The sequence below is a fragment of the Pseudomonas orientalis genome (assembly GCF_022807995.1).
Classification (GTDB): domain Bacteria; phylum Pseudomonadota; class Gammaproteobacteria; order Pseudomonadales; family Pseudomonadaceae; genus Aquipseudomonas; species Aquipseudomonas orientalis_B.
This window is the reverse complement of sequence record NZ_CP094351.1, coordinates 1,280,077-1,304,058: the sequence shown is the minus strand read 5'-3', so window position 1 is coordinate 1,304,058 and position 23,982 is coordinate 1,280,077. Positions and strand designations below refer to the sequence as shown.

Sequence of the window (23,982 nt, the reverse complement as noted above, 5' to 3'; positions counted from 1 at the left end):
AAAAAACCAAATACCTACATGACGGTAAGCGAATGCTTACACGACTGATTGGGAAAAGAACGTCACAAGCCTATGCGGTACTGTTCCTACAGCGGGATTCAGTCGTCGCTGACGGTGATTGTCGGCATCATGGGGTTGGTCGCCTCCTGCAGGACTATCCGCGCGCCCACATGGCGGGCCAGTTCCTGATAGACCATGGCAATCTGACCATCGGGCTCGGCAGCCACCGTAGGCTTGCCGCCATCGGCCTGTTCACGGATGGACATCGACAGCGGCAACGAGGCCAGCAGTTCGACGCCGTATTGAGTCGCCAGCTTCTCGCCGCCGCCCTCGCCGAAGAGATGTTCGGCATGGCCGCAGTTGGAGCAGATGTGCACCGCCATGTTTTCCACCACGCCCAGCACCGGAATGTTGACCTTGCGGAACATCTCCACGCCTTTCTTCGCATCCAGCAATGCCAGGTCCTGGGGCGTGGTGACGATCACCGACCCGGCTACCGGGACTTTCTGTGCCAGGGTCAACTGGATATCGCCGGTACCGGGTGGCATGTCGATCACCAGATAGTCCAGATCGCCCCAGGCAGTCTGGGTGACCAATTGCAGCAGCGCACCGGAAACCATCGGCCCGCGCCAGACCATGGGCGTGTTGTCATCGGTCAGGAAGGCCATGGACATCACTTCCACGCCCAGGGACTCGATCGGCACAAACCACTTCTGGTCCTTGACCTTGGGCCGTGTGCCTTCGGCAATGCCGAACATCACACCCTGGCTCGGGCCATAGATATCGGCGTCGAGGATGCCCACGCGCGCGCCTTCGCGGGCCAGGGCCAGGGCCAGATTGGCGGCGGTGGTGGATTTACCCACGCCGCCCTTGCCCGAGGCCACGGCGATCACATTCTTGACGTTGGCCAGGCCAGGAATCTGTGCCTGGGCCTTGTGCGACGCGATCACGCATCGGATGTCGACCTTCGCCGAGCGCACGCCGTCGAGGCCTTCGATGGCCATCTGCAGCATCTGCGCCCAGCCGTTTTTGAACAGGCCGGCGGCATAGCCCAGCTCCAGCTGGACCGATACCTGGTCACCCTGTACCTCGATGGCCCGCACACAGCCGGCACTGACCGGGTCCTGGTTCAAATAGGGGTCGGTGTACTGGCGAAGAACGGCTTCCACCGCTGCGCGATTGACGGCGCTCATGGGCTACTCCCGAAAAAGACTGAATGAAACAGGCGGCTATCCTAACCGTTCCAGGCCGCCAGCGGCATGCTTTCGCAGGATGGGAAGATTCTGAAACAGCACCACGGGGTGAAATAAATTTCCCGGCGCTTTATAGTGGCCGACCTCCGTTTCATCAAGTAGCCGAGCCCCATGTCCGAGCCACGCAAGATCCTCGTCACCAGCGCCCTGCCCTATGCCAATGGTTCCATCCATCTTGGCCATATGCTTGAGTACATCCAGACCGATATGTGGGTGCGCTTCCAAAAGCATCGCGGCAATCAATGCATTTATGTCTGCGCGGACGACGCCCACGGTTCGGCCATCATGTTGCGCGCCGAAAAGGAAGGCATCACTCCGGAACAACTGATCGCCAATGTGCAGGCTGAACACAGCGCCGACTTTGCCGAGTTCCTGGTGGATTTCGACAATTTCCATTCGACCCACTCCGATGAAAATCGTGAGCTTTCGAGCCAGATCTACCTGCGGTTGAAAGACGCAGGCCACATCGCCACGCGTTCGATCACCCAGTATTTCGACCCGGAAAAGAAAATGTTCCTGGCCGACCGCTTCATCAAGGGCACCTGCCCGAAATGCGGCACCGACGACCAGTACGGCGACAACTGTGAGAAATGCGGTGCCACCTATGCACCCACCGACCTGAAGAACCCGAAGTCGGCCATCTCAGGCGCCACCCCGGTGCTCAAGGATTCCCAGCACTTCTTCTTCAAGCTCCCGGATTTCCAGCAAATGCTGCAAACCTGGACCCGCAGCGGCACCCTGCAGGAGGCCGTGGCCAACAAAATCGCCGAATGGCTGGATGCCGGCCTGCAACAGTGGGACATTTCCCGCGATGCGCCGTACTTCGGCTTCGAAATTCCGGGCGAGCCGGGCAAGTACTTCTATGTCTGGCTGGACGCGCCGATCGGCTACATGGCCAGCTTCAAGAACCTCTGCGACCGCACACCGGAGCTGGACTTCGATGCGTTCTGGGGCAAGGATTCCACCGCCGAGCTGTACCACTTCATCGGCAAGGACATCGTCAACTTCCACGCGCTGTTCTGGCCGGCGATGCTCGAAGGTTCGGGCTACCGCAAACCGACCGGCATTGCCGTGCATGGCTACCTGACGGTGAACGGGCAGAAGATGTCCAAGTCCCGCGGCACTTTCATCAAGGCACGTACCTACCTGGACCACCTGTCGCCGGAATATTTGCGTTACTACTACGCGTCCAAGCTGGGCCGTGGCGTCGACGACCTCGACCTGAACCTGGAAGACTTCGTACAGAAGGTCAACTCGGATCTGGTCGGCAAGGTCGTCAATATCGCCAGCCGTTGTGCAGGGTTTATCCACAAAGGCAACGCAGGTGTGCTGGTCGCTGAAAACGCTGCTCCGGAATTGACCGATGCATTCCTGGCCGCCGCGCCGGGCATTGCCGAGGCCTATGAAGCCCGCGACTTTGCCCGCGCCATGCGCGAAATCATGGGCCTGGCCGACCGCGCCAACGCCTGGATTGCCGACAAGGCGCCATGGTCGCTGAACAAGCAGGAAGGCAAGGAGGCTGAGGTCCAGGCGATCTGCGCCACCGGCGTCAACCTGTTCCGTCAGCTGGTGATCTTCCTCAAACCGGTGCTGCCGCTGCTGGCCGCCGATGCAGAGGCGTTCCTCAACGTCGCGCCACTGACCTGGAACGACCACGCCACGCTGCTCGGCAACCATCAGTTGAACACGTTCAAGCCATTGATGACCCGCATCGACCCGGTGAAAGTCCAAGCCATGACCGACGCATCTAAAGAAGATCTGGTCGCCAGCCAGACCGATACCGGCGCGACTGCGCCAGCCGATGACAGCGAGTTGGCCAAAGACCCTATTTCCGAGGAAATCGAGTTCGACGCTTTCGCCGCCGTAGACCTGCGGGTTGCACTGATCGTCAAGGCCGAAGCCGTGGAAGGCGCCGACAAGCTGCTGCGCCTGACCCTGGACTTGGGCGGCGAGCAGCGCAATGTGTTCTCCGGCATCAAGAGCGCTTACCCGGACCCGTCCAAGCTCGATGGTCGCCTGACCATGATGATCGCCAACCTCAAGCCACGAAAAATGAAATTCGGTGTCTCTGAAGGCATGGTGATGGCGGCCGGCCCTGGCGGCGCAGAAATCTATCTGCTCAGCCCGGACAGCGGCGCCAAGCCGGGTCAACGCATCAAGTAAACCCTGCAGGATGCCCCCGGCGTTCGACGCCGGGGCTTTTCAGCCCGCCCGCATCGGCGGGTCGGGCGTCAACGCTATGATCACAGCATGAACCTCATTCAACGTATCGACGCGCTGCTACCGCAGACTCAATGCGGCAAGTGCGGGCACCCCGGCTGCAAGCCTTACGCCGAAGGCATCGCCAACGGCGAGGCCATCAACAAATGCCCACCTGGTGGCCAGGAAACCATCGCCGGGCTTGCGCAATTGCTGCGCGTGCCGGTACTGGCCCTGGATATCAGTCGCGGCGACGCACCGGCCCAGATCGCCTACATCCGTGAAGCTGAATGCATCGGTTGCACCAAATGCATCCAGGCTTGCCCGGTGGACGCCATCGTGGGCGCCGCCAAGTTGATGCACACGGTGATCATCGACGAGTGCACCGGTTGCGACCTGTGTGTGGCGCCCTGTCCTGTCGACTGCATCGAAATGCGCCCACTCGCTGAAGTCCTGCCGATTGTGGGTGACCTGGCGCGCAGCGACGACGAGCGGCGCGAACGTGGCTTCAAACGCGACCGGGCACGGCGGCGTTTCGAACAGCGCAACGCGCGTCTGCAACGTGAGCAAACCTGCAAACTCGCCGAACGCGTGGCACGGGCCAAGCGCATTGCGCCGGTGGCAGCAGCACAGACCGATGGCCATCAGGCCGCTCAGGATGCAGCAATCAAGCAAGCCAAAATCAGTGTCGCCATGAGCCGTGCGCAACTGCACAAATCCCTGAAGGCGTTTGGTCACCCCCCGACCTTTGAGCAACAGTCGCAATTGATTGTCCTGCAAAGGCAGTTCGAAGCCTCGGAGCAGGCGCTTGCCGCGCTGGAGGTCAACATCCCGCCACCGCTGCCGACAATCAAAAGCGTTGAACTCAAGCGTGCGAAGATCCAACTGGCAATGCGCCGGGCAGCATTGAAAAAGGCTCAGGATCAACAGGCTGACGAACAACAACTGGCAAGCTTGAGTGTCGCGTTGAACGCCGCCGAGCAGGCGCTGCAGGATGCCGAAGCCACTTGCAACGCCAACGGTAACACCTGACCCACAGCTGACGCTGCGCTGTGTATTGCTACAATCACGTCGACCGCCTGCAAGGAAACGTCCGCCCCTATGAACGCTGCAAAACGCCTGGAAATTTTCCGCAGGTTTCACGAAGACAATCCGGAACCGAAGACCGAACTGGCTTACTCCTCGCCGTTCGAGCTGCTGATCGCGGTGATCCTGTCGGCGCAATCCACGGACGTCGGTGTCAACAAGGCCACGGCCAGGCTGTTCCCGGTGGCCAATACGCCGGAAGCGATTTATGCCTTGGGTGTGGAGGGGTTATCGGAGTACATCAAGACCATCGGTCTGTACAACAGCAAGGCCAAGAACGTGATCGAGACGTGCCGCCTGCTCATGGAGCTACACGCCAGCGAAGTGCCGCAAACTCGGGAAGCCCTGGAAGCACTGCCCGGCGTGGGCCGAAAGACAGCCAACGTTGTGCTCAATACGGCATTTCGGCAACTGACCATGGCGGTGGACACGCATATTTTTCGCGTCAGCAACCGAACCGGTATCGCCCGCGGAAAGAATGTAGTGGAGGTTGAGAAACAGCTGATGAAATTCGTGCCCAAGCCCTATCTGCTCGATTCCCATCACTGGCTGATTCTTCACGGGCGCTATGTTTGCCAGGCGCGCAGGCCTCGCTGCGGCAGCTGTCGGATCGAAGATCTCTGTGAATACAAGGACAAGACCTCCGACGATTGAGGGTTGTTGGTTTTCCCAATCAATCGATTGAAAAAATCTTTTTTACGCCTTCGTGGATTATCGCTATAAGGAGCGCCAACGGCAGTCTTAGCCTGGAGTGAACCCTATGAGCACTGGCAAAGAACAACTGGAAGTGGATGACGAATTGGATGAGCAGGAAGACGATGAGGCGCCGCCGCCCGTCCAAGAGGCGGCCAAGACCAATCTGAGCAAACGCCTGGTTATCGACAACCTTCTGGAAGAGCGACGCTTGAAGAAACAATTGGCCGATTACGACTTCGACTTCTAAGCATTCGGCAGGCGGCCGGAAGCCTCCCTGACGGAGGCTTTTTTGTACCGGATTTCACGCAAAGGTCAGAAGGGTGAAGCGTGCGCCTCACACCAGGCCATTGCGCTGGGCAAGCTCAATCAGATCGACGAGTGAACGGGCATTGAGCTTCAGAAGCAGTCGCGTCTTGTAAGTGCTGACGGTCTTGTTACTGAGAAACATGCCGTCGGCAATCTCCTTATTGGTTTTGCCACGGGCCAACTGTTGCAGCACCATCATTTCCCGCCCTGACAAACGTTCGACCATGTCTGCCTCACTGGCGTTGCCCATGGTGGACCGCACCGAATTGAGCGCCTGGTTCGGGAAGTAGCTATAGCCGGACAGCACCGCCTTGATAGCACTCAGCAACTCGGTCAGGTCCTGCTGCTTGCACACGTAACCAGCGGCTCCGGCCTGCATGCAACGCATGGAAAAATGGCCGGGCGCCTGGGACGTCAGCACCAGCACCTTGAACGATACGGCTTGCTTGGTCGAGGCCAACCGGCAAATAACCTCAAGGCCATCGAGTTTGGGGATGCCGATATCCAATATGACGATATCCGGCATATGTTCCCGCGCAAGTTGCAACGCATCGACACCGTTATCGGTCTCGGCAACGACCTCATAACCATGACGCTCCATTAGCATGCGTACAGCAAGCCGAATGACAGGATGATCATCCACGATCAGCACTTTATTCATGAGAAAGTCCAATTTCGCTGTTCGAATTATTTAGAGAAAGCACAATAGCCTAGTCGTCTACTAGTTGGCATAGCGCTCCCCCCCGAGCAACAGCAGGCAGAGACCCACCCCACAACAAGATAGGAATCGACCTACAAAAATTCGCCAACTTTGATGTATTGGGTTTTATGAGGCCTTTCAGACCTTTCCCTGCTCGTACATATTTTGAGTGAAATATCTTCATCCCAAGGCCTGCGCGGTAAACGCGGCGCACAGTTTTTTCAGCAAATACCCCTTGTATGCCATTGGGGCCTACACGAACGACTGATAAAACCCTACTCGCTTTAGTTCCATTTAACATATTTATAAACATTCCATTTTCCTACAGAAAATTCCACAAACTACATCTCTATCGGGCCTACATGAGTGAATTTTCTGTAAGACATAGTTCCTATGTCACATGTAAAAAACCGTTCTCCGAAAAAGTAAATGTCTCAAACTCTAAAATAGCGCCCAAACAGATTGAGAAACTCTCTAAACACACGCTAAACATTTGTAAACGTCGAGCTTAACTAATGCGCGCATTGGTATTTTCCAGGCAAAAAAAAGCCCCTTGCGTAAGGGGCTTTTTCACGATATGCAAAACACTCAGAACAACTTGCGTCCTTTGTTGGCCGCGATGCGCATGCGCAAGGCGTTCAACTTGATGAAACCCGCTGCATCCGCCTGGTTGTACGCGCCGCCGTCTTCCTCGAAGGTCGCGATGTTGGCGTCAAACAGTGACTCATCGGACTTGCGACCGGTCACGATCACATTGCCCTTGTACAGCTTCAGGCGCACCACGCCGTTCACGTGGGCCTGGGAGGCGTCGATCATCTGCTGCAGCATCAGGCGCTCGGGGCTCCACCAGTAGCCGGTGTAGATCAGGCTGGCGTACTTGGGCATCAGCTCATCTTTGAGGTGGGCCACTTCACGGTCCAGGGTGATGGACTCGATGGCGCGGTGAGCACGCAACATGATGGTGCCGCCCGGCGTTTCGTAGCAGCCACGGGACTTCATGCCCACATAGCGGTTCTCGACGATATCGAGACGGCCGATACCGTGTTCCCCGCCGATACGGTTAAGGGTCGCCAGTACGGTAGCCGGGGTCATTTCGACGCCGTCCAGCGCAACGATATCGCCGTTACGGTAAGTCAGTTCCAGGTACTGCGGCTTGTCAGGAGCGTTCTCCGGGGAGACGGTCCATTTCCACATGTCTTCTTCGTGCTCGGTCCAGGTGTCTTCCAGCACGCCGCCTTCATAGGAGATGTGCAGAAGGTTGGCGTCCATCGAGTACGGGGACTTCTTCTTGCCGTGGCGCTCGATCGGGATTGCGTGCTTTTCAGCGTAATCCATCAGCTTTTCACGGGACAGCAGGTCCCATTCACGCCAGGGCGCGATCACTTTCACGCCGGGCTTGAGCGCGTAGGCGCCCAGTTCGAAACGCACTTGATCGTTGCCCTTGCCGGTGGCGCCATGGGAAATGGCATCAGCACCGGTTTCGTTGGCGATTTCGATCAGGCGCTTGGCGATCAGCGGACGTGCGATGGAGGTGCCGAGCAGATATTCGCCTTCATAGACGGTATTGGCGCGAAACATCGGATAAACGAAATCGCGGACGAACTCTTCGCGCAGGTCGTCAATGTAGATCTCTTTCACGCCCATGGCTTGCGCCTTGGCACGTGCAGGTTCGACCTCTTCGCCCTGACCCAGGTCAGCGGTGAAGGTCACCACTTCACAGTTATAAGTATCCTGCAGCCACTTGAGGATCACCGAAGTGTCCAGGCCGCCGGAATACGCGAGAACGACCTTGTTTACGTCGGCCATGCCATCACTCCACGGGGTTGTACGGAAAGGCGACGATTCTACCGATCAAAACCGTGAAATTACAGGGGCGCGACAGCAAATGAAGATAAAGCGACAGATTATGTCGAACGGGCGACTGACAGTCGCACGTTATGAGGTGGCCGCAGGGTTGCTCGGGGCGGTGGCTTGGGACGCCGGCTTCTCGGGTGCGGCCACACGTTCGAGTTGCACGTTGACCCGACGGTTGCGTGCCCGGTTGGCGGCATTGGTGTTGGGCGCCAAGGGATAGCTTTCACCGTGGAAACGCATGGTGATCTGCGATTCCGGAATGCCGTTGGCCTTGAAGTAGTCCACTACCGCCAAGGCACGGCGTCGTGAAACATCACGGTTGGTCAGGCGGTTGCCGCTGTTATCCGAATGGCCGTTCAATTCGATATGGTTGACGGTGGGGTCGGCTTTCATAAAGGCGACAATCACCGACAGTTTCTGCTTGGCCGCTGCATCCAGTTCGATACCACCACCGGGGAAACCGACTTCCGTCTGCTTGACCTGATCGTAGTTCATCGGCAATAGCTTGGTCGTACAGAGCTGATAGTCGTTGTAGGCCTTGGTGAACTTCACCGGCAGCAGGCGAATTTCCGAATATCCACCTTCGCGCCCATAGTGCCGGACGGTCGGGCTGCGGCCTTCGAGCAAACCGGTGAACAGGCGTCCGGCCTGGCCCTGAGAGCTGTTGAACAGCACATCACCGCTGCCGACGCGTACTGCACCCAGGTTGATGTCGCCGCGCCCCGGTTGCCAGGGCGCGGCCGCAGCCAATAACGTGGCGGAGCCGGCACCGAGCGAACCGTTATAGGCTTTCAGACGAAATATCGCCTGCTCGCCCGCCCGGCGCACGAACTCACCCGAGCCGAAATCGGTGATCGGCTGGGTCAGGCGGCACTCGAACTGATCGCCCTCCACTTTCCACTCAATATTCTCCAGACGTGTCTGGAACGTGAGGGCCATCGCGGGCAGGCTGGCGAACACACTGAGCAGGGCAAAATAATGCTGGCGCACGGGAGGCTCCACTGGTTACTACAACACTTCAAAGCGTCATACATCGTTAAGGCATACCCAGTGCTATCGGTTGCATCCTGCAAAACTTGATAGCGAGTGCCTGCACGAGTCTTTTCCGGTAGCATTCCCACCAGATTGACCCGCCTGGAATCCCCAATGTCCGACCGCCTGACCCTGCTGCGTCCCGACGACTGGCATATACATCTTCGTGATGGTGCTGTGTTACCCCATACCGTGGCCGATGTCGCGCGCACCTTTGGCCGTGCCATCATCATGCCTAACCTGGTACCTCCGGTGCGTAACGCCGAGCAAGCCGACGCCTATCGCCAGCGCATCCTCGCTGCACGACCGGCCGGCAGCCGCTTCGAACCACTGATGGTGCTCTACCTCACCGACCGCACCCAGCCTTCGGAGATTCGCGAGGCCAAGGCCAGCGGCTTCGTGCACGCCGCCAAGCTGTACCCGGCCGGCGCGACCACCAACTCCGACTCCGGCGTCACCAGCATCGACAAGATCCTGCCGGCCATCGAAGCCATGGCCGAGGTGGGCATGCCGCTGTTGATCCACGGTGAAGTAACCCGTGGCGATGTCGACGTGTTCGATCGCGAAAAGATCTTCATTGACGAACATATGCGCCGCGTGGTCGAGCTGTTCCCGACCCTCAAGGTGGTGTTCGAACACATCACCACCGCCGACGCCGTGCAGTTCGTCACCGAGGCTTCGGCCAACGTCGGCGCGACCATCACCGCACACCACCTGTTGTACAACCGCAACCACATGCTGGTGGGCGGGATTCGGCCGCACTTCTATTGTTTGCCGATCCTCAAGCGCAATACCCATCAGGTGGCGTTGCTGGATGCCGCGACCAGCGGCAATCCGAAGTTTTTCCTCGGCACCGATTCCGCGCCCCACGCCCAGCACGCCAAGGAAGCCGCGTGTGGTTGTGCCGGTTGCTACACCGCGTTCGCCGCCATCGAGCTGTACGCTGAAGCGTTCGAACAACGCAACGCCCTGGACAAGCTCGAGGGTTTCGCCAGCCTCAACGGCCCGCGCTTCTATGGCCTGCCCGCGAATACCGACCGCATCACCCTGGTTCGTGAAGACTGGACCGCCCCCGCCAGCCTGCCCTTTGGCGAGTTGACCGTTATCCCGCTGCGCGCCGGTGAAACACTGCGCTGGCGCCTGCTGGAGGAAAGCAAGTGAGTGAAGACCATTACGAGGACGACCAGGAACACGGTGGCGGCGGTTCGCGCCACCCGATGGCCGAGCGTTTCCGCGGCTACCTGCCTGTCGTTATCGACGTAGAAACCGGCGGCTTCAATTGCGCCACCGACGCACTGCTGGAAATTGCCGCAACCACCATAGGCATGGACGAGCAGGGCTTCGTTTACCCGGACCACACCCACTTCTTCCGCGTCGAGCCGTTTGAAGGTGCCAACATCGAAGCGGCAGCTCTGGAGTTCACCGGGATCAAGCTCGATCATCCACTGCGCATGGCGGTGAGCGAAGAAGCCGCACTGACCGACATCTTCCGCGGCGTACGCAAGGCGCTGAAAGCCAACGGCTGCAAGCGCGCGATCTTGGTGGGGCACAACAGCAGTTTCGACCTGGGCTTCCTCAACGCCGCCGTGGCGCGGCTGGACATGAAGCGCAACCCCTTCCATCCGTTCTCCAGTTTCGACACGGCCACGCTCGCCGGACTGGCCTATGGTCAGACCGTGCTGGCAAAAGCCTGCCAGGCCGCCGGAATCGACTTCGACGGCCGCGAAGCGCATTCGGCCCGCTACGACACCGAAAAGACCGCCGAGCTGTTCTGCGGCATCGTCAATCGCTGGAAACAGATGGGCGGCTGGGAAGATTTCGGCGACTGAAGCTGAATCCCGCGCACAAAAAAACCGGCCTTCTCAGGCCGGTTTTTTTATACCTTGAATCCGGCTTACAGTTTGCCGGCGTTCTCGGTCAGGTAAGCCGCCACACCTTCGGTGGAAGCGGTCATGCCCTTGTCGCCTTTCTTCCAGTTCGCAGGGCAGACTTCGCCGTGTTCCTCGTGGAACTGCAGCGCGTCGACCAGGCGGATCAGCTCTTCCATGTTACGGCCCAGCGGCAGGTCGTTGATGATCTGCGAGCGCACAACGCCCTTGTCGTCGATCAGGAACGCGCCACGGAACGCCACGCCGCCTTCGGACTCAACGTCGTAGGCTTTGGCGATATCGTGCTTCATATCGGCAGCCATGGTGTATTTGACTTTGCCGATGCCGCCATCATTGATGGCCGTGTTGCGCCAGGCATTGTGGGTGAAGTGGGAGTCGATGGAAACGGCGACCACTTCCACATTGCGTGCCTTGAAATCGTCCATGCGGTGATCCAGAGCGATCAGCTCGGATGGGCAGACGAAGGTGAAGTCCAGCGGGTAGAAGAACACCAGGCCGTATTTGCCCTTGATGGCTTCAGACAGTTTGAAGCTGTCTACGATTTCGCCATTGCCGAGGACGGCAGGTACGTCGAAATCCGGGGCTTGTTTGCCGACGAGTACGCTCATTGGATATCTCCTGATGAAGGGGTGACGATTGAAGTAACAGGACCAGCGTCGAGTCTGCCGCGTGTTGGCGACAGACGTGTGACGCGGTCACGCTTCGTAAAGATTGACCATCATACACCGAAAAAACCGTTCGTCAGCGCGCAGGCAATCCCCGAGGAATAGTGGGTGAAACTACTTTGACAATCATTCTCGTTAACATTAAGATCCATCGCACTTAAGCCCTGAACCCGCGACGGTCTCCCTTATGTATGTGTGCCTCTGTACTGGCGTCACCGACGGACAAATCCGCGAAGCAATCTATGAAGGTTGCTGCAGCTACAAGGAAGTGCGTGAAACCACCGGCGTTGCCAGCCAGTGCGGTAAATGCGCATGCCTGGCCAAGCAAGTGGTACGGGAAACCCTCACGCAGTTGCAGACAGCCCAGGCTGCGGCGCCGTATTCAGCAGAATTTACACACGCTTGAATAGGCGTGTTTTAAACAACCGGACCCTGTGTCCGGTTTTTTTATGCCTGCAATTCAATTAGTTAGCGCCAAGACGCGGAACACAAACATTCTTATTCCGATTAATTTTCATTTATTATTCAACAACTTAGGTTTGACACCAGGATTGTCGCCGCTCAAACTCCGCCCATACACAGCTATTACAGGGCAGGACCCCAGTCATGAAAGGCGACATCTCAGTCATCCAGCAACTCAACAAAATCCTTGCCAATGAACTGGTCGCGATCAATCAGTACTTTCTGCATGCACGCATGTACGACGATTGGGGCCTGGAAAAGTTGGGCAAGCGCGAATACAAAGAATCGATCAAGGCCATGAAAGACGCCGATGCGCTGATCAAACGCATCCTGTTCCTGGAAGGTCTGCCGAATGTGCAGGACCTGGGCAAGCTGAATATCGGCGAGCACACCCAGGAAATGATCAGCAGCGACCTGGGCTTTGAACGCAAGAGCCACAGCGACCTCAAGGCCGCAATCGCTCATTGCGAAGCCACTGGCGATTATGGCAGCCGCGAATTGCTGGAAGATATTCTTGAAGACCAGGAAGAACACATCGACTGGCTGGAAACCCAACTGGGCCTGATCGACAAAGTCAGCCTGGAAAACTACCTGCAATCGCAGATGGGCGAATAACCCCGGGCGTTCAGGTACAAAAAAGCCCCGCTCTCTGATGAGAAGCGGGGCTTTTTATTGCAAGCCAATCAAGCGTCGGTCTTGGCCGCCGCGTTTGCTGCTGCATCTTTGATCAGCGCTTGCAACGAACCATCAGCTGCCATTTCAGTGATGATATCGCTACCGCCAACCAGCTCACCGGCTACCCACAACTGCGGGAACGTCGGCCAGTTGGCGTACTTTGGCAGGTTTGCGCGGATTTCAGGGTTTTGCAGGATATCCACGTAAGCGAACTTCTCGCCACACTGCATCACAGCCTGGGAAGCTTTCGCGGAGAAACCGCACTGAGGCGCGTTTGGCGCGCCTTTCATGTAAAGCAGAATGGTGTTGTTGGCAATCTGCTCTTTGATCGTTTCGATGATATCCATGGAACACCTCTGCAGGAACTTTGCGACTCACGGGTCGGCACGGTGGCGCATTGTAACGCAAAAAACCTGCAGCATGCTCGGGCGCGCCGACAGCCAGCCTCAAGCTGCCGATACGTTCACGGGTACGCCGTTGAGCGCCGCATTGCCTGACAACTCGTCCAATTGCCGTTCGTCGGTCAAGTCATTGGCACTCGCCCCGGGCTGGCCGCTGGCGATGCTCATCTGCACACCCGGGCGCCCGTGGCCCCATCCGTGGGGGAGGCTGACCACCCCAGGCATCATGTCCACGCTGGCCACCACCTCGATTTCAACCATGCCGATACGCGAGCTGACACGCACCCGCTGGCCGTCGCTCAATTGCCGGCTGGCCAGGTCGTCGGGGTGCATCAACAATTGATGACGCGGCTTGCCCTTCACCAGTCGGTGATAGTTATGCATCCAGGAATTATTACTGCGCACATGGCGACGGCCAATCAGCAGCAGTTCGTCAGCCACCGGCGCCGGTTGCGCGGCAAAACGCGCCAGGTCAGCCAGGATCACCGTCGGCGCCGCCTGCACCTTGCCGTCGACGGTCTTCAGCCGCTCGGCCAGGTTTGGCTTGAGCGGCCCCAGGTCCAGGCCATGGGGATGATCGGCCAGCATCGCCACTGACAGCTTGTGCGCAGAGGCATCGCCGTATGTTCCGGCGCGCAATCCAAAGTCGATCATCTGCGCGGGTGGCATCGTTGGCTTGAGCACCGCGCCGGTGTGTGCGGCAAATGCCTTGGCCAGGCCGACGAAGATTTCCCAGTCGTGCAGCGCACCGTCAGGCTTGGGCAGGATCGCGCGATTGAAGCGCGTAACGTTGCGCACCGCGAACATATTGAAGGTGGTGTCGTAGTGATCATTTTCCAATGCCGACGTGGACGGCAGGATCAAGTCGGCATAGCGCGTGGTCTCGTTGATATAGAGGTCGACACTGACCATGAACTCCAGCCCATCCAGTGCTTGCTCCAGCTGACGGCCGTTGGGCGTCGACAATACCGGGTTGCCGGCCACCGTCACCAGGGCGCGGATCTGTCCTTCACCTTCGGTGAGCATTTCCTCGGCCAGGGCAGATACCGGCAGCTCGCCGCCGTACTCAGGCCGCCCGGACACGCGGCTTTGCCAGCGATTGAAATGCCCGCCTCCGGTCGAGGCAACCAGGTCCACCGCCGGCGTCGTACACAGGGCGCCGCCCACGCGGTCCAGATTGCCGGTGACCAGATTGATCAACTGCACCAGCCAATGGCACAGCGTGCCGAACGCCTGGGTCGAGACCCCCATGCGCCCGTAACACACAGCCCTGTCCGCTACGGCGAAGTCCCGCGCCAACTGGCGGATCTGTTCGGCAGGCACCGCGCACTGAAGGCTCATGGCCTCGGCGGTAAACCCGGCGATTGCCTGGCGCACGCTTTCCAGTCCCTCGACCGGCAAATGGCTGCCGCGGGTCAAGCCCTCCGCAAACAGCGTGTTGAGCAGCCCGAACAACAAGGCTGCGTCGCCGCCGGGGCGCACGAACAGATGCTGATCGGCAATCGCCGCTGTCTCACTGCGTCGCGGATCGACCACCACCACTTTGCCGCCTCGGGCCTGAATCGCCTTGAGGCGCTTCTCCACATCAGGCACGGTCATGATGCTGCCATTGGAGGCCAGAGGGTTACCGCCCAGGATCAGCATGAAGTCGGTGTGGTCGATGTCCGGAATGGGCAGCAACAGGCCATGACCGTACATCAGGTGACTGGACAGATGATGGGGCAGTTGGTCCACCGACGTGGCGGAGTAGCGGTTACGGGTCTTGAGCAGGCCAAGGAAGTAATTGCTGTGGGTCATCAGCCCGTAGTTATGTACGCTGGGGTTGCCTTGGTACACCGCCACCGCATTCTGTCCGTGCCTGGCCTGGATGCCCGCAAGGCGTTCGGCTACCAGCGCAAACGCATCTTCCCACGGGATCGGTTGCCATTGGCTGCCAACGCGCAACATAGGCTGGTGCAGGCGGTCCGGATCGTTCTGGATATCCTGCAACGCCACGGCTTTGGGACAGATGTGCCCGCGACTGAAGGTGTCCAGCGGGTCGCCCTTGATCGAGGTGATCGCCAGGCCGCCGTCTTCGGCTTGAGTGGTTTCCAGGGTCAGGCCGCAGATGGCTTCGCACAGGTGGCAGGCACGGTGATGGAGAGTCTTGGTCATGGCCAGTCTCTTTTATAAGGGCTTTGTTCAACTATGGGCTGCGCCCGCACGGTGCGCCAGCAACGTTCGCGCGGTGAATCGGCGGATATAGGCCAGGGCATGGCCAAGCGTGAGCAAATGTTTCAGAAGCGCCCCATAAGCGCCGTAAACCGATACAACCAGGCCACAGGCGCCGCTGCGCATTGCAAAAGGTCTCCAGGCCGGTGTACAAATGGGCCGCTGCTGTCAGGAAACCGTCGTCAAAAGCGCCCCGGCGCCCTGCTTGAACACCTCTAAAAACCGTAGCCCTATTGGTAAGACGCGACATTTAATGTCAATATCGCGCCTTCCCCTATTTCGTCGCCCCGTGCGGCTTTCGCCGCAGGTCTCGCCCGTTGTCACAATAAACAAGGCTTTGAGTATCTGCGGTCTGTTGCAAAAAGGTAGTTAATGATGAGCGCAAGGCACTTTCTCTCCCTGATGGATTGCACGCCCGAAGAGCTGGTCAGCGTGATCCGTCGAGGCATTGAGCTTAAAGACCTGCGTAACCGCGGCGTACTGTTTGAGCCTCTGAAAAACCGCGTGCTGGGGATGATTTTCGAGAAATCCTCGACCCGCACCCGCCTGTCCTTCGAGGCCGGCATGATTCAGCTGGGTGGCCAGGCTATCTTCCTGTCGCCGCGCGATACCCAACTCGGCCGTGGCGAGCCGATCAGCGATTGCGCCATCGTCATGTCGCGCATGCTCGACGCCGTGATGATCCGTACCTTCGCCCACAGCACCCTGACCGAATTTGCCGCCAACTCGCGCGTGCCTGTGATCAACGGCCTGTCCGATGACCTGCATCCGTGCCAGTTACTGGCCGACATGCAAACCTTCCTCGAACACCGCGGCTCGATCCAGGGCAAGACCGTGGCCTGGATCGGCGACGGCAACAATATGTGCAACAGCTATATAGAAGCCGCGATCCAGTTCGACTTCCACCTGCGCATCGCCTGCCCCGAGGGTTACGAACCCAGCGCCGAGTTCATGGCCAAGGCCGATGGCCGCGTGCAGTTGCTGCGCGATCCGAAAGATGCGGTGATCGGCGCCCATCTGGTGAGTACCGACGTCTGGACCTCCATGGGCCAGGAAGACGAAACCGCCAAGCGCCTGGCTCTGTTCGCGCCTTTCCAGGTCACCCGTGCCCTGCTCGACCTGGCCGCGCCGGATGTGCTGTTCATGCACTGCCTGCCTGCTCACCGCGGCGAGGAAATCAGCCTCGACCTGCTCGACGATTCGCGCTCGGTCGCCTGGGACCAGGCCGAAAACCGCCTGCATGCGCAAAAGGCCCTGCTCGAATTTCTCGTCCCGCCGTCGTACCACCACGCATGAGCCAGCCATTACTGCTGAACCTGCGCAATCTGGCATGCGGCTATCAAGATCAACGGGTGGTGCAGAACCTCAATCTGCACCTCAACGCCGGCGACATCGGTTGTCTGCTCGGCTCCTCCGGCTGCGGCAAGACCACCACGCTGCGCGCCATTGCCGGCTTCGAGCCGGTGCACGAAGGCGAAATCAGCCTGGCGGGGGAAGTGATCTCCAGTGCCGGCTTCACCCTGGCACCGGAAAAACGCCGGATCGGCATGGTGTTCCAGGACTACGCACTATTTCCTCATCTGAGCGTGGCCGACAACATCGCTTTCGGCATTCGCAAGCACCCGCACAAAGAGCATGTGGTGGCCGAGCTGCTCGAACTGGTCAACCTCAAAGACCTGGGCAAACGTTTCCCCCACGAGCTTTCCGGCGGTCAGCAACAGCGCGTCGCCCTCGCCCGCGCCCTGGCGCCGGAACCGCAATTGCTGCTGTTGGATGAACCCTTTTCCAACCTGGATGGCGAACTGCGGCGCAAGCTCAGTCATGAAGTGCGCGACATTCTTAAAGCGCGCGGCACCAGCGCTATCCTGGTCACCCATGATCAGGAGGAAGCCTTCGCCGTCAGCGACCATGTGGGCGTTTTCAAGGAGGGTCGTCTTGAGCAATGGGACACGCCCTACAATCTCTATCACGAGCCGCAGACGCCCTATGTGGCCAGCTTTATCGGCCAGGGCTACTTCATTCGCGGCCAATTGAGCTCGCATGAGTCCGTCAGCACCGAGCTGGGTGAACTGCGTGGCAACCGTGCCTATACCTGGCCGATCGGTGGCGCGGTGGATGTATTGCTACGGCCGGATGACATCGTCTATGCGCCGGACAGTGCGTTGAAAGGGCGGATCGTCGGCAAGACCTTCCTCGGCGCGTCGACGCTATACCGTCTGCAACTGCCGACGGGCGCGCAGCTGGAGTCGATTTTCCCCAGCCACGTCGATCAGCAGGTCGGGGCGGATGTGGGCATTCGAGTGGCTGCCGAGCATCTGGTGCTGTTCCAATTGCAAGCAGCCAATTGACGAAACCGGACTGAAAATGTGGGAGGGGGCTTGCCCCCGATAGCGCCGGGTCAGTCAGTTTATCTGTAGCTGACCCACTGCAATCGGGGGCAAGCCCCCTCCCACATTTGGTTTTGCGTACGGCTGAAAATCAGGCCCGGCCAATCGGCGCGAACCGGGCCTGGGTATGTTCAGCCAACACACTGGCTGGCAGCTCAACCTCCAACCCGCGCCGGCCAGCACTGACAAAAATCATCGCAAATGGCTGCGCGGTCACATCGATGAACGTGCGCAAGCGCTTCTTTTGCCCCAAAGGGCTGATACCGCCCAGCAGATACCCGGTGGAACGCTGCGCTGCCGCCGGGTCAGCCATTTCGACTTTCTTGACGCCTGCCGCATTCGCCAGTGCCTTCAGGTCCAGACTTCCGACGACCGGCACCACTGCCACCAGCAATTCGCCCTTCTCACTGCTCGCCAGCAGCGTCTTGAACACTTGCGCCGGGTCGAGACCCAACTTTTCCGCGGCCTCCAGGCCATACGATGCGGCCTTGGGGTCATGTTCATAACTGTGGATACGATGTTCGGCGCGAACTTTTTTCAACAGATCCAAGGCCGGGGTCATATGGGCTCCGAGAGTGCTAACTGAAGGCCGATTCTAGGCCAAGTCCGCCCAAAACGCTCTAGTACAGTCCTTCCCACGTACGGATACCTGGCTCGCTCCGCGATCATTCACCACACCAATAGTTCGAAAATGACCAATCGTTCACTTTCGACCTTTGACAGCGGTCATTCTTGTCTATATTTTTTCGTTTCCGAATGCTGTAGGAATAGCTCCCGGTATTCGAGCGGTAAGCCGTGGCGCAGGATGGGGATCCTTGTCACGGTGAAAATCGCGCCACCGCCCGTTGAGGCAGTGCGCCAGACAAGAACAACAACTGAGGTTTTCCATGACAACTGCTCTTCAACAGCCTTCACTTTCGAGCCAATGCATGGCCGAATTCCTCGGCACTGCGCTGCTGATCTTTTTTGGTACCGGATGCGTTGCTGCGCTCAAGGTCGCGGGTGCGAGCTTTGGCTTGTGGGAAATCAGCATTATCTGGGGCGTCGGCGTGAGCATGGCGATCTACCTGAGTGCCGGTATTTCCGGGGCTCACCTCAACCCGGCGGTGAGTATCGCCCTGTGCATTTTCGCCGATTTCGAAAAGCGCAAACTGCCCTTCTATATCCTTGCCCAAATCGCCGGTGCCTTCTGTTCCGCCGCGCTGGTGTACACGCTCTACAGCAATCTTTTTTTCGATTACGAACAAACCCACCACATGGTGCGTGGCTCCCAGGCCAGCCTGGAATTGGCCTCGGTGTTTTCCACTTACCCCCATGCCTTGCTGAGCACTGCGCAGGCATTCCTGGTGGAAATGGTCATCACGGCGATCCTGATGGGCGTGATCATGGCGCTGACGGACGATAACAATGGCCTGCCACGTGGTCCGCTGGCTCCGCTGCTGATCGGCCTGTTGATCGCTGTGATTGGCAGCGCCATGGGCCCGCTGACCGGCTTTGCGATGAACCCGGCGCGGGATTTCGGGCCCAAGCTGATGACCTTTTTCGCCGGCTGGGGTGAAATGGCCTTTACTGGCGGCCGCGATATTCCTTACTTCCTGGTACCGATTTTCGCGCCGATTGTCGGCGCATGCCTCGGCGCTGCCGCCTATCGCGGGCTGATTGCCCGTCATCTGCCAAGCGCCGCACCTGCTATAGCTGAAGAAACAACTGACACGGCAGTCAACGGCAAGACCCGTATTTCCTGAAAGCGCCAGCCGGGGTCCCTGCCCTTCGTGACCCCGGCTGATTTCTGACTTCCTTATTTCGTCCAAGGCAATTGACATGACCGACCTTCAGAATAAGAACTACATCATTGCCCTTGATCAGGGCACCACCAGTTCCCGGGCGATCATCTTTGATCGCGACGCCAACGTGGTGTGCACCGCCCAACGTGAATTCACTCAGCATTACCCGCAAGCGGGCTGGGTCGAGCATGACCCAATGGAAATTTTCGCGACCCAGAGCGCGGTGATGGTCGAAGCGCTGGCGCAGGCCGGCCTGCACCACGATCAGGTCGCCGCCATCGGCATCACCAACCAGCGTGAAACCACCGTAGTGTGGGACAAAGTCACCGGCCGCCCGATCTACAACGCGATCGTCTGGCAATGCCGCCGTAGCACCGAGATTTGCCAGCAGCTCAAGCGCGACGGCCACGAGCAATACATCAATGACACCACCGGCCTGGTCACCGACCCGTACTTCTCCGGCACCAAGCTCAAGTGGATCCTCGACAACGTCGAAGGCAGCCGCGAGCGTGCGCGTAACGGTGAACTGCTGTTCGGCACCATCGACAGCTGGCTGATCTGGAAATTTACAGGCGGCAAGACCCACGTCACCGACTACACCAACGCGTCGCGCACCATGCTCTTCAACATCCACACGCTGGAGTGGGATGCGAAGATGCTGGAGATCCTCGACGTACCGCGCGAAATGCTGCCGGAAGTGAAGTCCTCCTCGGAGATCTACGGCCGCACCAAAAGCGGCATCGCCATCGGCGGCATCGCGGGTGACCAACAGGCTGCATTGTTCGGCCAGATGTGCGTCGAAGCCGGCCAGGCCAAGAACACCTACGGCACCGGCTGCTTCCTGCTGATGAACACCGGCGACAAAGCGGTGAAATCCAACCACGGCATGCTCACCACCATCGCCTGCGGCCCACGTGGCGAAGTGGCTTATGCCCTGGAAGGCGCGGTATTCAACGGCGGCTCTACCGTGCAGTGGTTGCGTGACGAGCTGAAGATCATCGCCGATGCCACCGACACCGAATACTTCGCCGGCAAGGTCAAGGACAGCAACGGCGTGTATCTGGTACCCGCCTTCACCGGCCTGGGCGCGCCGTACTGGGATCCGTACGCCCGTGGCGCACTGTTCGGCCTGACCCGTGGCGTACGCGTGGATCACATCATTCGTGCCGCCCTGGAGTCGATTGCCTACCAGACCCGTGACGTGCTCGACGCCATGCAACAGGACTCGGGCGAACGCCTCAAGGCCCTGCGCGTGGACGGCGGTGCGGTGGCCAACAACTTCCTCATGCAGTTCCAGGCCGACATCCTCGGCACCCAGGTCGAGCGCCCGCAAATGCGCGAAACCACCGCATTGGGCGCAGCCTATCTGGCCGGCCTGGCGTGCGGCTTCTGGGGCAGCCTGGAGGAGTTGCGCGGCAAGGCGGTGATCGAGCGCGAGTTCGAACCACAGCTGGATGAGGCCTCCAAAGAGAAGCTCTACGCAGGCTGGCAAAAAGCAGTCAGCCGCACCCGCGACTGGGAGCCGCACGAAGGCGCTGAATAAGCCAACGTCAGGTTGTAACTGGCAGGGAGCCGATTCCTGCGTCATCATGGGCCACTTTTGTATGGCAGCCCAAAGGACGCCCCATGAATCTGCCTCCCCGCCAACAACAAATCCTCGAACTGGTCCGCGAACGCGGCTATGTCAGTATCGAGGAAATGGCGCAGTTGTTCGTTGTCACCCCGCAAACCATCCGCCGCGATATCAACCAGCTGGCGGACGCCAATCTGCTGCGCCGCTACCACGGCGGCGCGGCCTATGACTCCAGTGTCGAAAACACCGCGTACGCCATGCGGGCCGACCAGATGCGCGATGAGAAACAGCGTATCGGTGAAGCCATCGCGGCGCAGATCCCCGATCACGCCTCGTTGTTCATCAATATCGGCACCACCACCGAATCCATCGCCCGCGCGCTGCTCAATCACCATCACCTGAAAATCATCACCAACAACCTCAACGTCGCCACCATGCTCAGTGCCAAGGACGACTTTGACGTATTGCTGACCGGCGGCAATGTGCGGCGTGACGGCGGCGTGGTCGGCCAGGCCAGTGTGGATTTCATCAACCAGTTCAAGGTCGATTTCGCACTCGTGGGCATCAGCGGCATCGATGAAGATGGCAGCCTGCTCGACTTCGATTATCAGGAAGTGCGGGTTTCCCAGGCGATCATCGCCAATGCGCGGCAAGTGATCCTGGCGGCGGACTCCAGCAAATTCGGGCGCAATGCCATGATTCGCCTGGGGCCGATCAGTCTGGTGGACTGCCTGGTGACGGATCAGCAGCCGGTGCCGGCGCTGGTGCAGGTGTTGAATGAGCATAAGGTTCGTCTGGAAGTCGTTTAGCGCCTGGCCGGTCCCCATCGGGGGCAAGCCCCCTCCCACATTTCAATGGCGTCGCACATCCGAGTGTGGGAGGGGGCTTGCCCCCGATGGCGATTTATCCAACCCCCTCTTTCTTCAGCCAAGCCCAGGCTCATGTTCACAAATTTTCCTTTAGCCACCCTTCGATGAGTTTTTTCAATCGAAGTCGACTGGCTGTGCCCGCATTTATCAGCTACCATTTTCGCAAATGAACATTAATGTTCGAATTCCAATACGAAAAGATCGCGAGGCCAGCCGATGAACCCTTCTACCTTGCCTGCTCCACCGCTTGCCGAAGTCTATGATGTCGCCGTTATCGGCGGCGGGATCAATGGCGTCGGCATTGCAGCAGACGCAGCCGGGCGCGGTTTGTCGGTATTCCTTTGCGAAAAGGATGACCTGGCCAGCCACACCTCCTCCGCCAGCAGTAAGCTGATTCACGGTGGCTTGCGCTACCTGGAGCACTACGAGTTCCGTCTGGTCCGCGAGGCCCTGGCCGAGCGTGAAGTGTTGCTGGAGAAGGCCCCGCATATCGTCAAGCAGATGCGCTTCGTACTGCCGCACCGTCCGCACCTGCGCCCGGCCTGGATGATTCGTGCCGGCCTGTTCCTGTATGACCACTTGGGCAAGCGCGAGAAACTGGCCGGTTCCAAAAGCCTCAAGTTCGGCGCCGACAGCCCGCTGAAAAGCGAAATCACCAAAGGCTTCGAATACTCCGACTGCTGGGTCGACGACGCGCGCCTGGTGGTGCTCAACGCCATGGCCGCGCGCGAGAAAGGCGCGCATATCCACACCCAGACCCGCTGCATCAGCGCACGCCGCAGTAACGGCCTGTGGGAAATGAACATGGAGCGCGCCGATGGCAGCCTGTTCTCGATCCGCGCCCGTGCACTGGTGAATGCCGCAGGCCCATGGGTCGCCAAGTTCATCAAGGACGACCTGAAGCTGGACTCGCCCTACGGCATTCGCCTGATCCAGGGCAGCCACCTGATCGTACCGAAACTCTACGAAGGGGCGCATGCACACATCCTGCAGAACGAAGACCAACGCATCGTCTTCACCATTCCGTACCTGAATCACCTGACCATCATCGGCACCACCGACCGCGAATACACCGGCGACCCGGCTGCAGTTGCGATCACCGAAGGTGAAACCGACTACATGCTCAAAGTGGTCAATGCACACTTCAAGAAACAACTGAGCCGTGACGACATCGTCCACACTTACTCGGGTGTGCGTCCGTTGTGCAATGACGAATCGGATAACCCGTCGGCCATTACCCGCGACTACACCCTGTCGCTGTCCGGCGCCACCGGCGAGGCACCGATCCTGTCGGTGTTCGGCGGCAAGCTGACCACGTATCGCAAGCTGGCTGAATCGGCCATGGCGCAACTGGCGCCGTACTTCACGCAGATGCGCCCAAGCTGGACCGCTAAGGCCAGCCTGCCCGGCGGCGAAGACATGACCACGCCAGAAGCCCTGGCCGAGGCCATTCGCAGCAAGTTCGACTGGCTGCCGAGCGAGATCGCCCGTCGCTGGTCGACCACCTACGGCAGCCGCACCTGGCGCCTGCTGGAAGGTGTGCAGACCCTGGCTGATCTGGGTGAGCACCTGGGAGGCGGGCTTTACACCCGTGAGGTCGATTACCTGTGCACTGAAGAATGGGTGACGCAGCCTCAGGACGTGCTGTGGCGCCGCACCAAGCTGGGCCTGTTCACCACGGCGGCCGAACAGGACAACCTGCAACGCTACCTGTCCAAGGTTGAACAGAACCGCAGCAAGATCGAAGCGGCCTGACACTGTAGGAGCGAGCTTGCTCGCGAAAAACCCGAGAGCGCCGCGTTTATCCAGGATAACCGCGGCGCTTTTGCGTTTTTCGCGAGCAAGCTCGCTCCTACCGTCAGCGGGGGGTGATATTCGGTTTTCCGAACGTTATACGTCCTCTCTATTCGGTTAGCCGTACCTGGGATCCAAACGGCGAC

22 protein-coding genes are annotated in these 23,982 nt (G+C 59.2%); 14 read left to right on the top strand and 8 right to left on the bottom strand.

From position 1 onward, the window contains the following. Window positions 1–98 precede the first annotated feature (98 nt). On the bottom strand, window positions 99–1,193 hold the full coding sequence (gene apbC, locus MRY17_RS05600; protein WP_243353411.1) for an iron-sulfur cluster carrier protein ApbC: 1,095 nt from the start codon (window positions 1,191–1,193) through the stop codon (window positions 99–101). Between the two features lie 171 nt (window positions 1,194–1,364). On the opposite strand from apbC, the gene metG reads away from it, so the two are divergent. The 4 genes from metG to MRY17_RS05580 all read left to right on the top strand — a co-directional run bounded on the left by metG (window position 1,365) and on the right by MRY17_RS05580 (window position 5,481). Beyond that, entirely contained in the window at window positions 1,365–3,416 is a 2,052-nt protein-coding gene (gene metG / locus MRY17_RS05595) for a methionine--tRNA ligase (protein WP_181284142.1), read from the top strand. 87 nt (window positions 3,417–3,503) lie between these two features. Further along, entirely contained in the window at window positions 3,504–4,484 is a 981-nt protein-coding gene (rsxB, locus tag MRY17_RS05590; protein ID WP_181284143.1) for an electron transport complex subunit RsxB, read from the top strand. A gap of 69 nt (window positions 4,485–4,553) precedes the next feature. Continuing rightward, a complete protein-coding gene (gene nth / locus MRY17_RS05585; protein WP_181284144.1) occupies window positions 4,554–5,192 on the top strand; it encodes an endonuclease III in 639 nt (212 codons plus the stop codon). A gap of 106 nt (window positions 5,193–5,298) precedes the next feature. Next, window positions 5,299–5,481 carry a PA3496 family putative envelope integrity protein gene (locus MRY17_RS05580; RefSeq protein ID WP_181284145.1) on the top strand — a complete coding sequence of 61 codons (183 nt, stop codon included), beginning with the start codon at window positions 5,299–5,301 and terminating at the stop codon, window positions 5,479–5,481. Window positions 5,482–5,568: 87 nt separating this feature from the next. Here the strand turns inward: MRY17_RS05580 and MRY17_RS05575 are convergent, their stop codons facing one another. The 3 genes from MRY17_RS05575 to MRY17_RS05565 form a co-directional block, all read right to left on the bottom strand. Next, window positions 5,569–6,201 carry a response regulator transcription factor gene (locus MRY17_RS05575; RefSeq protein ID WP_003188986.1) on the bottom strand — a complete coding sequence of 211 codons (633 nt, stop codon included), beginning with the start codon at window positions 6,199–6,201 and terminating at the stop codon, window positions 5,569–5,571. 627 nt (window positions 6,202–6,828) lie between these two features. Beyond that, window positions 6,829–8,046, bottom strand: coding sequence for an argininosuccinate synthase (locus MRY17_RS05570; RefSeq protein ID WP_065886002.1), 1,218 nt, complete (start codon window positions 8,044–8,046; stop codon window positions 6,829–6,831). A 129-nt stretch (window positions 8,047–8,175) separates the two neighbouring features. Next, a complete protein-coding gene (locus MRY17_RS05565; protein ID WP_181284146.1) occupies window positions 8,176–9,084 on the bottom strand; it encodes a flagellar protein MotY in 909 nt (302 codons plus the stop codon). 156 nt (window positions 9,085–9,240) lie between these two features. On the opposite strand from MRY17_RS05565, the gene pyrC reads away from it, so the two are divergent. After that, window positions 9,241–10,287, top strand: a complete 1,047-nt coding sequence (gene pyrC / locus MRY17_RS05560; protein ID WP_181284147.1) for a dihydroorotase — start codon at window positions 9,241–9,243, stop codon at window positions 10,285–10,287. A gap of 56 nt (window positions 10,288–10,343) precedes the next feature. Further along, window positions 10,344–10,955 (top strand): ribonuclease T, encoded by a 612-nt coding sequence (gene rnt, locus MRY17_RS05555; protein ID WP_431768385.1) that lies wholly within the window; start codon window positions 10,344–10,346, stop codon window positions 10,953–10,955. Between the two features lie 65 nt (window positions 10,956–11,020). On the opposite strand, the gene MRY17_RS05550 is transcribed toward rnt, so the two are convergent. Beyond that, window positions 11,021–11,623, bottom strand: coding sequence for a peroxiredoxin (locus MRY17_RS05550; RefSeq protein WP_057724790.1), 603 nt, complete (start codon window positions 11,621–11,623; stop codon window positions 11,021–11,023). Window positions 11,624–11,867: 244 nt separating this feature from the next. Between MRY17_RS05550 and MRY17_RS05545 the strand changes: the two genes are divergently transcribed. Further along, window positions 11,868–12,086 (top strand): bacterioferritin-associated ferredoxin, encoded by a 219-nt coding sequence (locus tag MRY17_RS05545; RefSeq protein WP_083216687.1) that lies wholly within the window; start codon window positions 11,868–11,870, stop codon window positions 12,084–12,086. Window positions 12,087–12,286: 200 nt separating this feature from the next. After that, a complete protein-coding gene (gene bfr / locus MRY17_RS05540) occupies window positions 12,287–12,757 on the top strand; it encodes a bacterioferritin (protein WP_065891908.1) in 471 nt (156 codons plus the stop codon). Window positions 12,758–12,825: 68 nt separating this feature from the next. On the opposite strand, the gene grxD is transcribed toward bfr, so the two are convergent. Beyond that, on the bottom strand, window positions 12,826–13,164 hold the full coding sequence (grxD, locus tag MRY17_RS05535) for a Grx4 family monothiol glutaredoxin (protein ID WP_027604591.1): 339 nt from the start codon (window positions 13,162–13,164) through the stop codon (window positions 12,826–12,828). Between the two features lie 99 nt (window positions 13,165–13,263). Continuing rightward, window positions 13,264–15,372, bottom strand: coding sequence for a molybdopterin oxidoreductase family protein (locus tag MRY17_RS05530; RefSeq protein WP_243353409.1), 2,109 nt, complete (start codon window positions 15,370–15,372; stop codon window positions 13,264–13,266). A gap of 432 nt (window positions 15,373–15,804) precedes the next feature. Here MRY17_RS05530 and argF point away from each other — a divergent pair, with 432 nt between their 5' ends. After that, the gene (argF, locus tag MRY17_RS05525) at window positions 15,805–16,725 is read left to right on the top strand and encodes an ornithine carbamoyltransferase (RefSeq protein WP_181284150.1); all 921 of its coding nucleotides are present in this window, start codon (window positions 15,805–15,807) and stop codon (window positions 16,723–16,725) included. Beyond that, entirely contained in the window at window positions 16,722–17,777 is a 1,056-nt protein-coding gene (locus MRY17_RS05520; RefSeq protein ID WP_243353408.1) for an ABC transporter ATP-binding protein, read from the top strand. Before argF ends, MRY17_RS05520 begins: the two co-directional genes overlap by 4 nt. Before the next feature lie 130 nt (window positions 17,778–17,907). On the opposite strand, the gene ybaK is transcribed toward MRY17_RS05520, so the two are convergent. Then, on the bottom strand, window positions 17,908–18,378 hold the full coding sequence (ybaK, locus tag MRY17_RS05515; protein WP_243353407.1) for a Cys-tRNA(Pro) deacylase: 471 nt from the start codon (window positions 18,376–18,378) through the stop codon (window positions 17,908–17,910). 325 nt (window positions 18,379–18,703) lie between these two features. Here ybaK and MRY17_RS05510 point away from each other — a divergent pair, with 325 nt between their 5' ends. The 4 genes from MRY17_RS05510 to glpD all read left to right on the top strand — a co-directional run bounded on the left by MRY17_RS05510 (window position 18,704) and on the right by glpD (window position 23,797). Further along, window positions 18,704–19,561 (top strand): MIP/aquaporin family protein, encoded by an 858-nt coding sequence (locus MRY17_RS05510; RefSeq protein ID WP_065951807.1) that lies wholly within the window; start codon window positions 18,704–18,706, stop codon window positions 19,559–19,561. Between the two features lie 76 nt (window positions 19,562–19,637). Next, window positions 19,638–21,143 carry a glycerol kinase GlpK gene (gene glpK / locus MRY17_RS05505; protein ID WP_243353406.1) on the top strand — a complete coding sequence of 502 codons (1,506 nt, stop codon included), beginning with the start codon at window positions 19,638–19,640 and terminating at the stop codon, window positions 21,141–21,143. A gap of 83 nt (window positions 21,144–21,226) precedes the next feature. After that, window positions 21,227–21,982: a DeoR/GlpR family transcriptional regulator gene (locus tag MRY17_RS05500; RefSeq protein WP_057724781.1), complete on the top strand. Its 756-nt coding sequence runs from the start codon at window positions 21,227–21,229 to the stop codon at window positions 21,980–21,982. A gap of 276 nt (window positions 21,983–22,258) precedes the next feature. Beyond that, complete coding sequence (gene glpD, locus MRY17_RS05495; RefSeq protein ID WP_191951553.1) at window positions 22,259–23,797, top strand: glycerol-3-phosphate dehydrogenase; 1,539 nt, start codon at window positions 22,259–22,261, stop codon at window positions 23,795–23,797. Window positions 23,798–23,982: the final 185 nt, after the last annotated feature.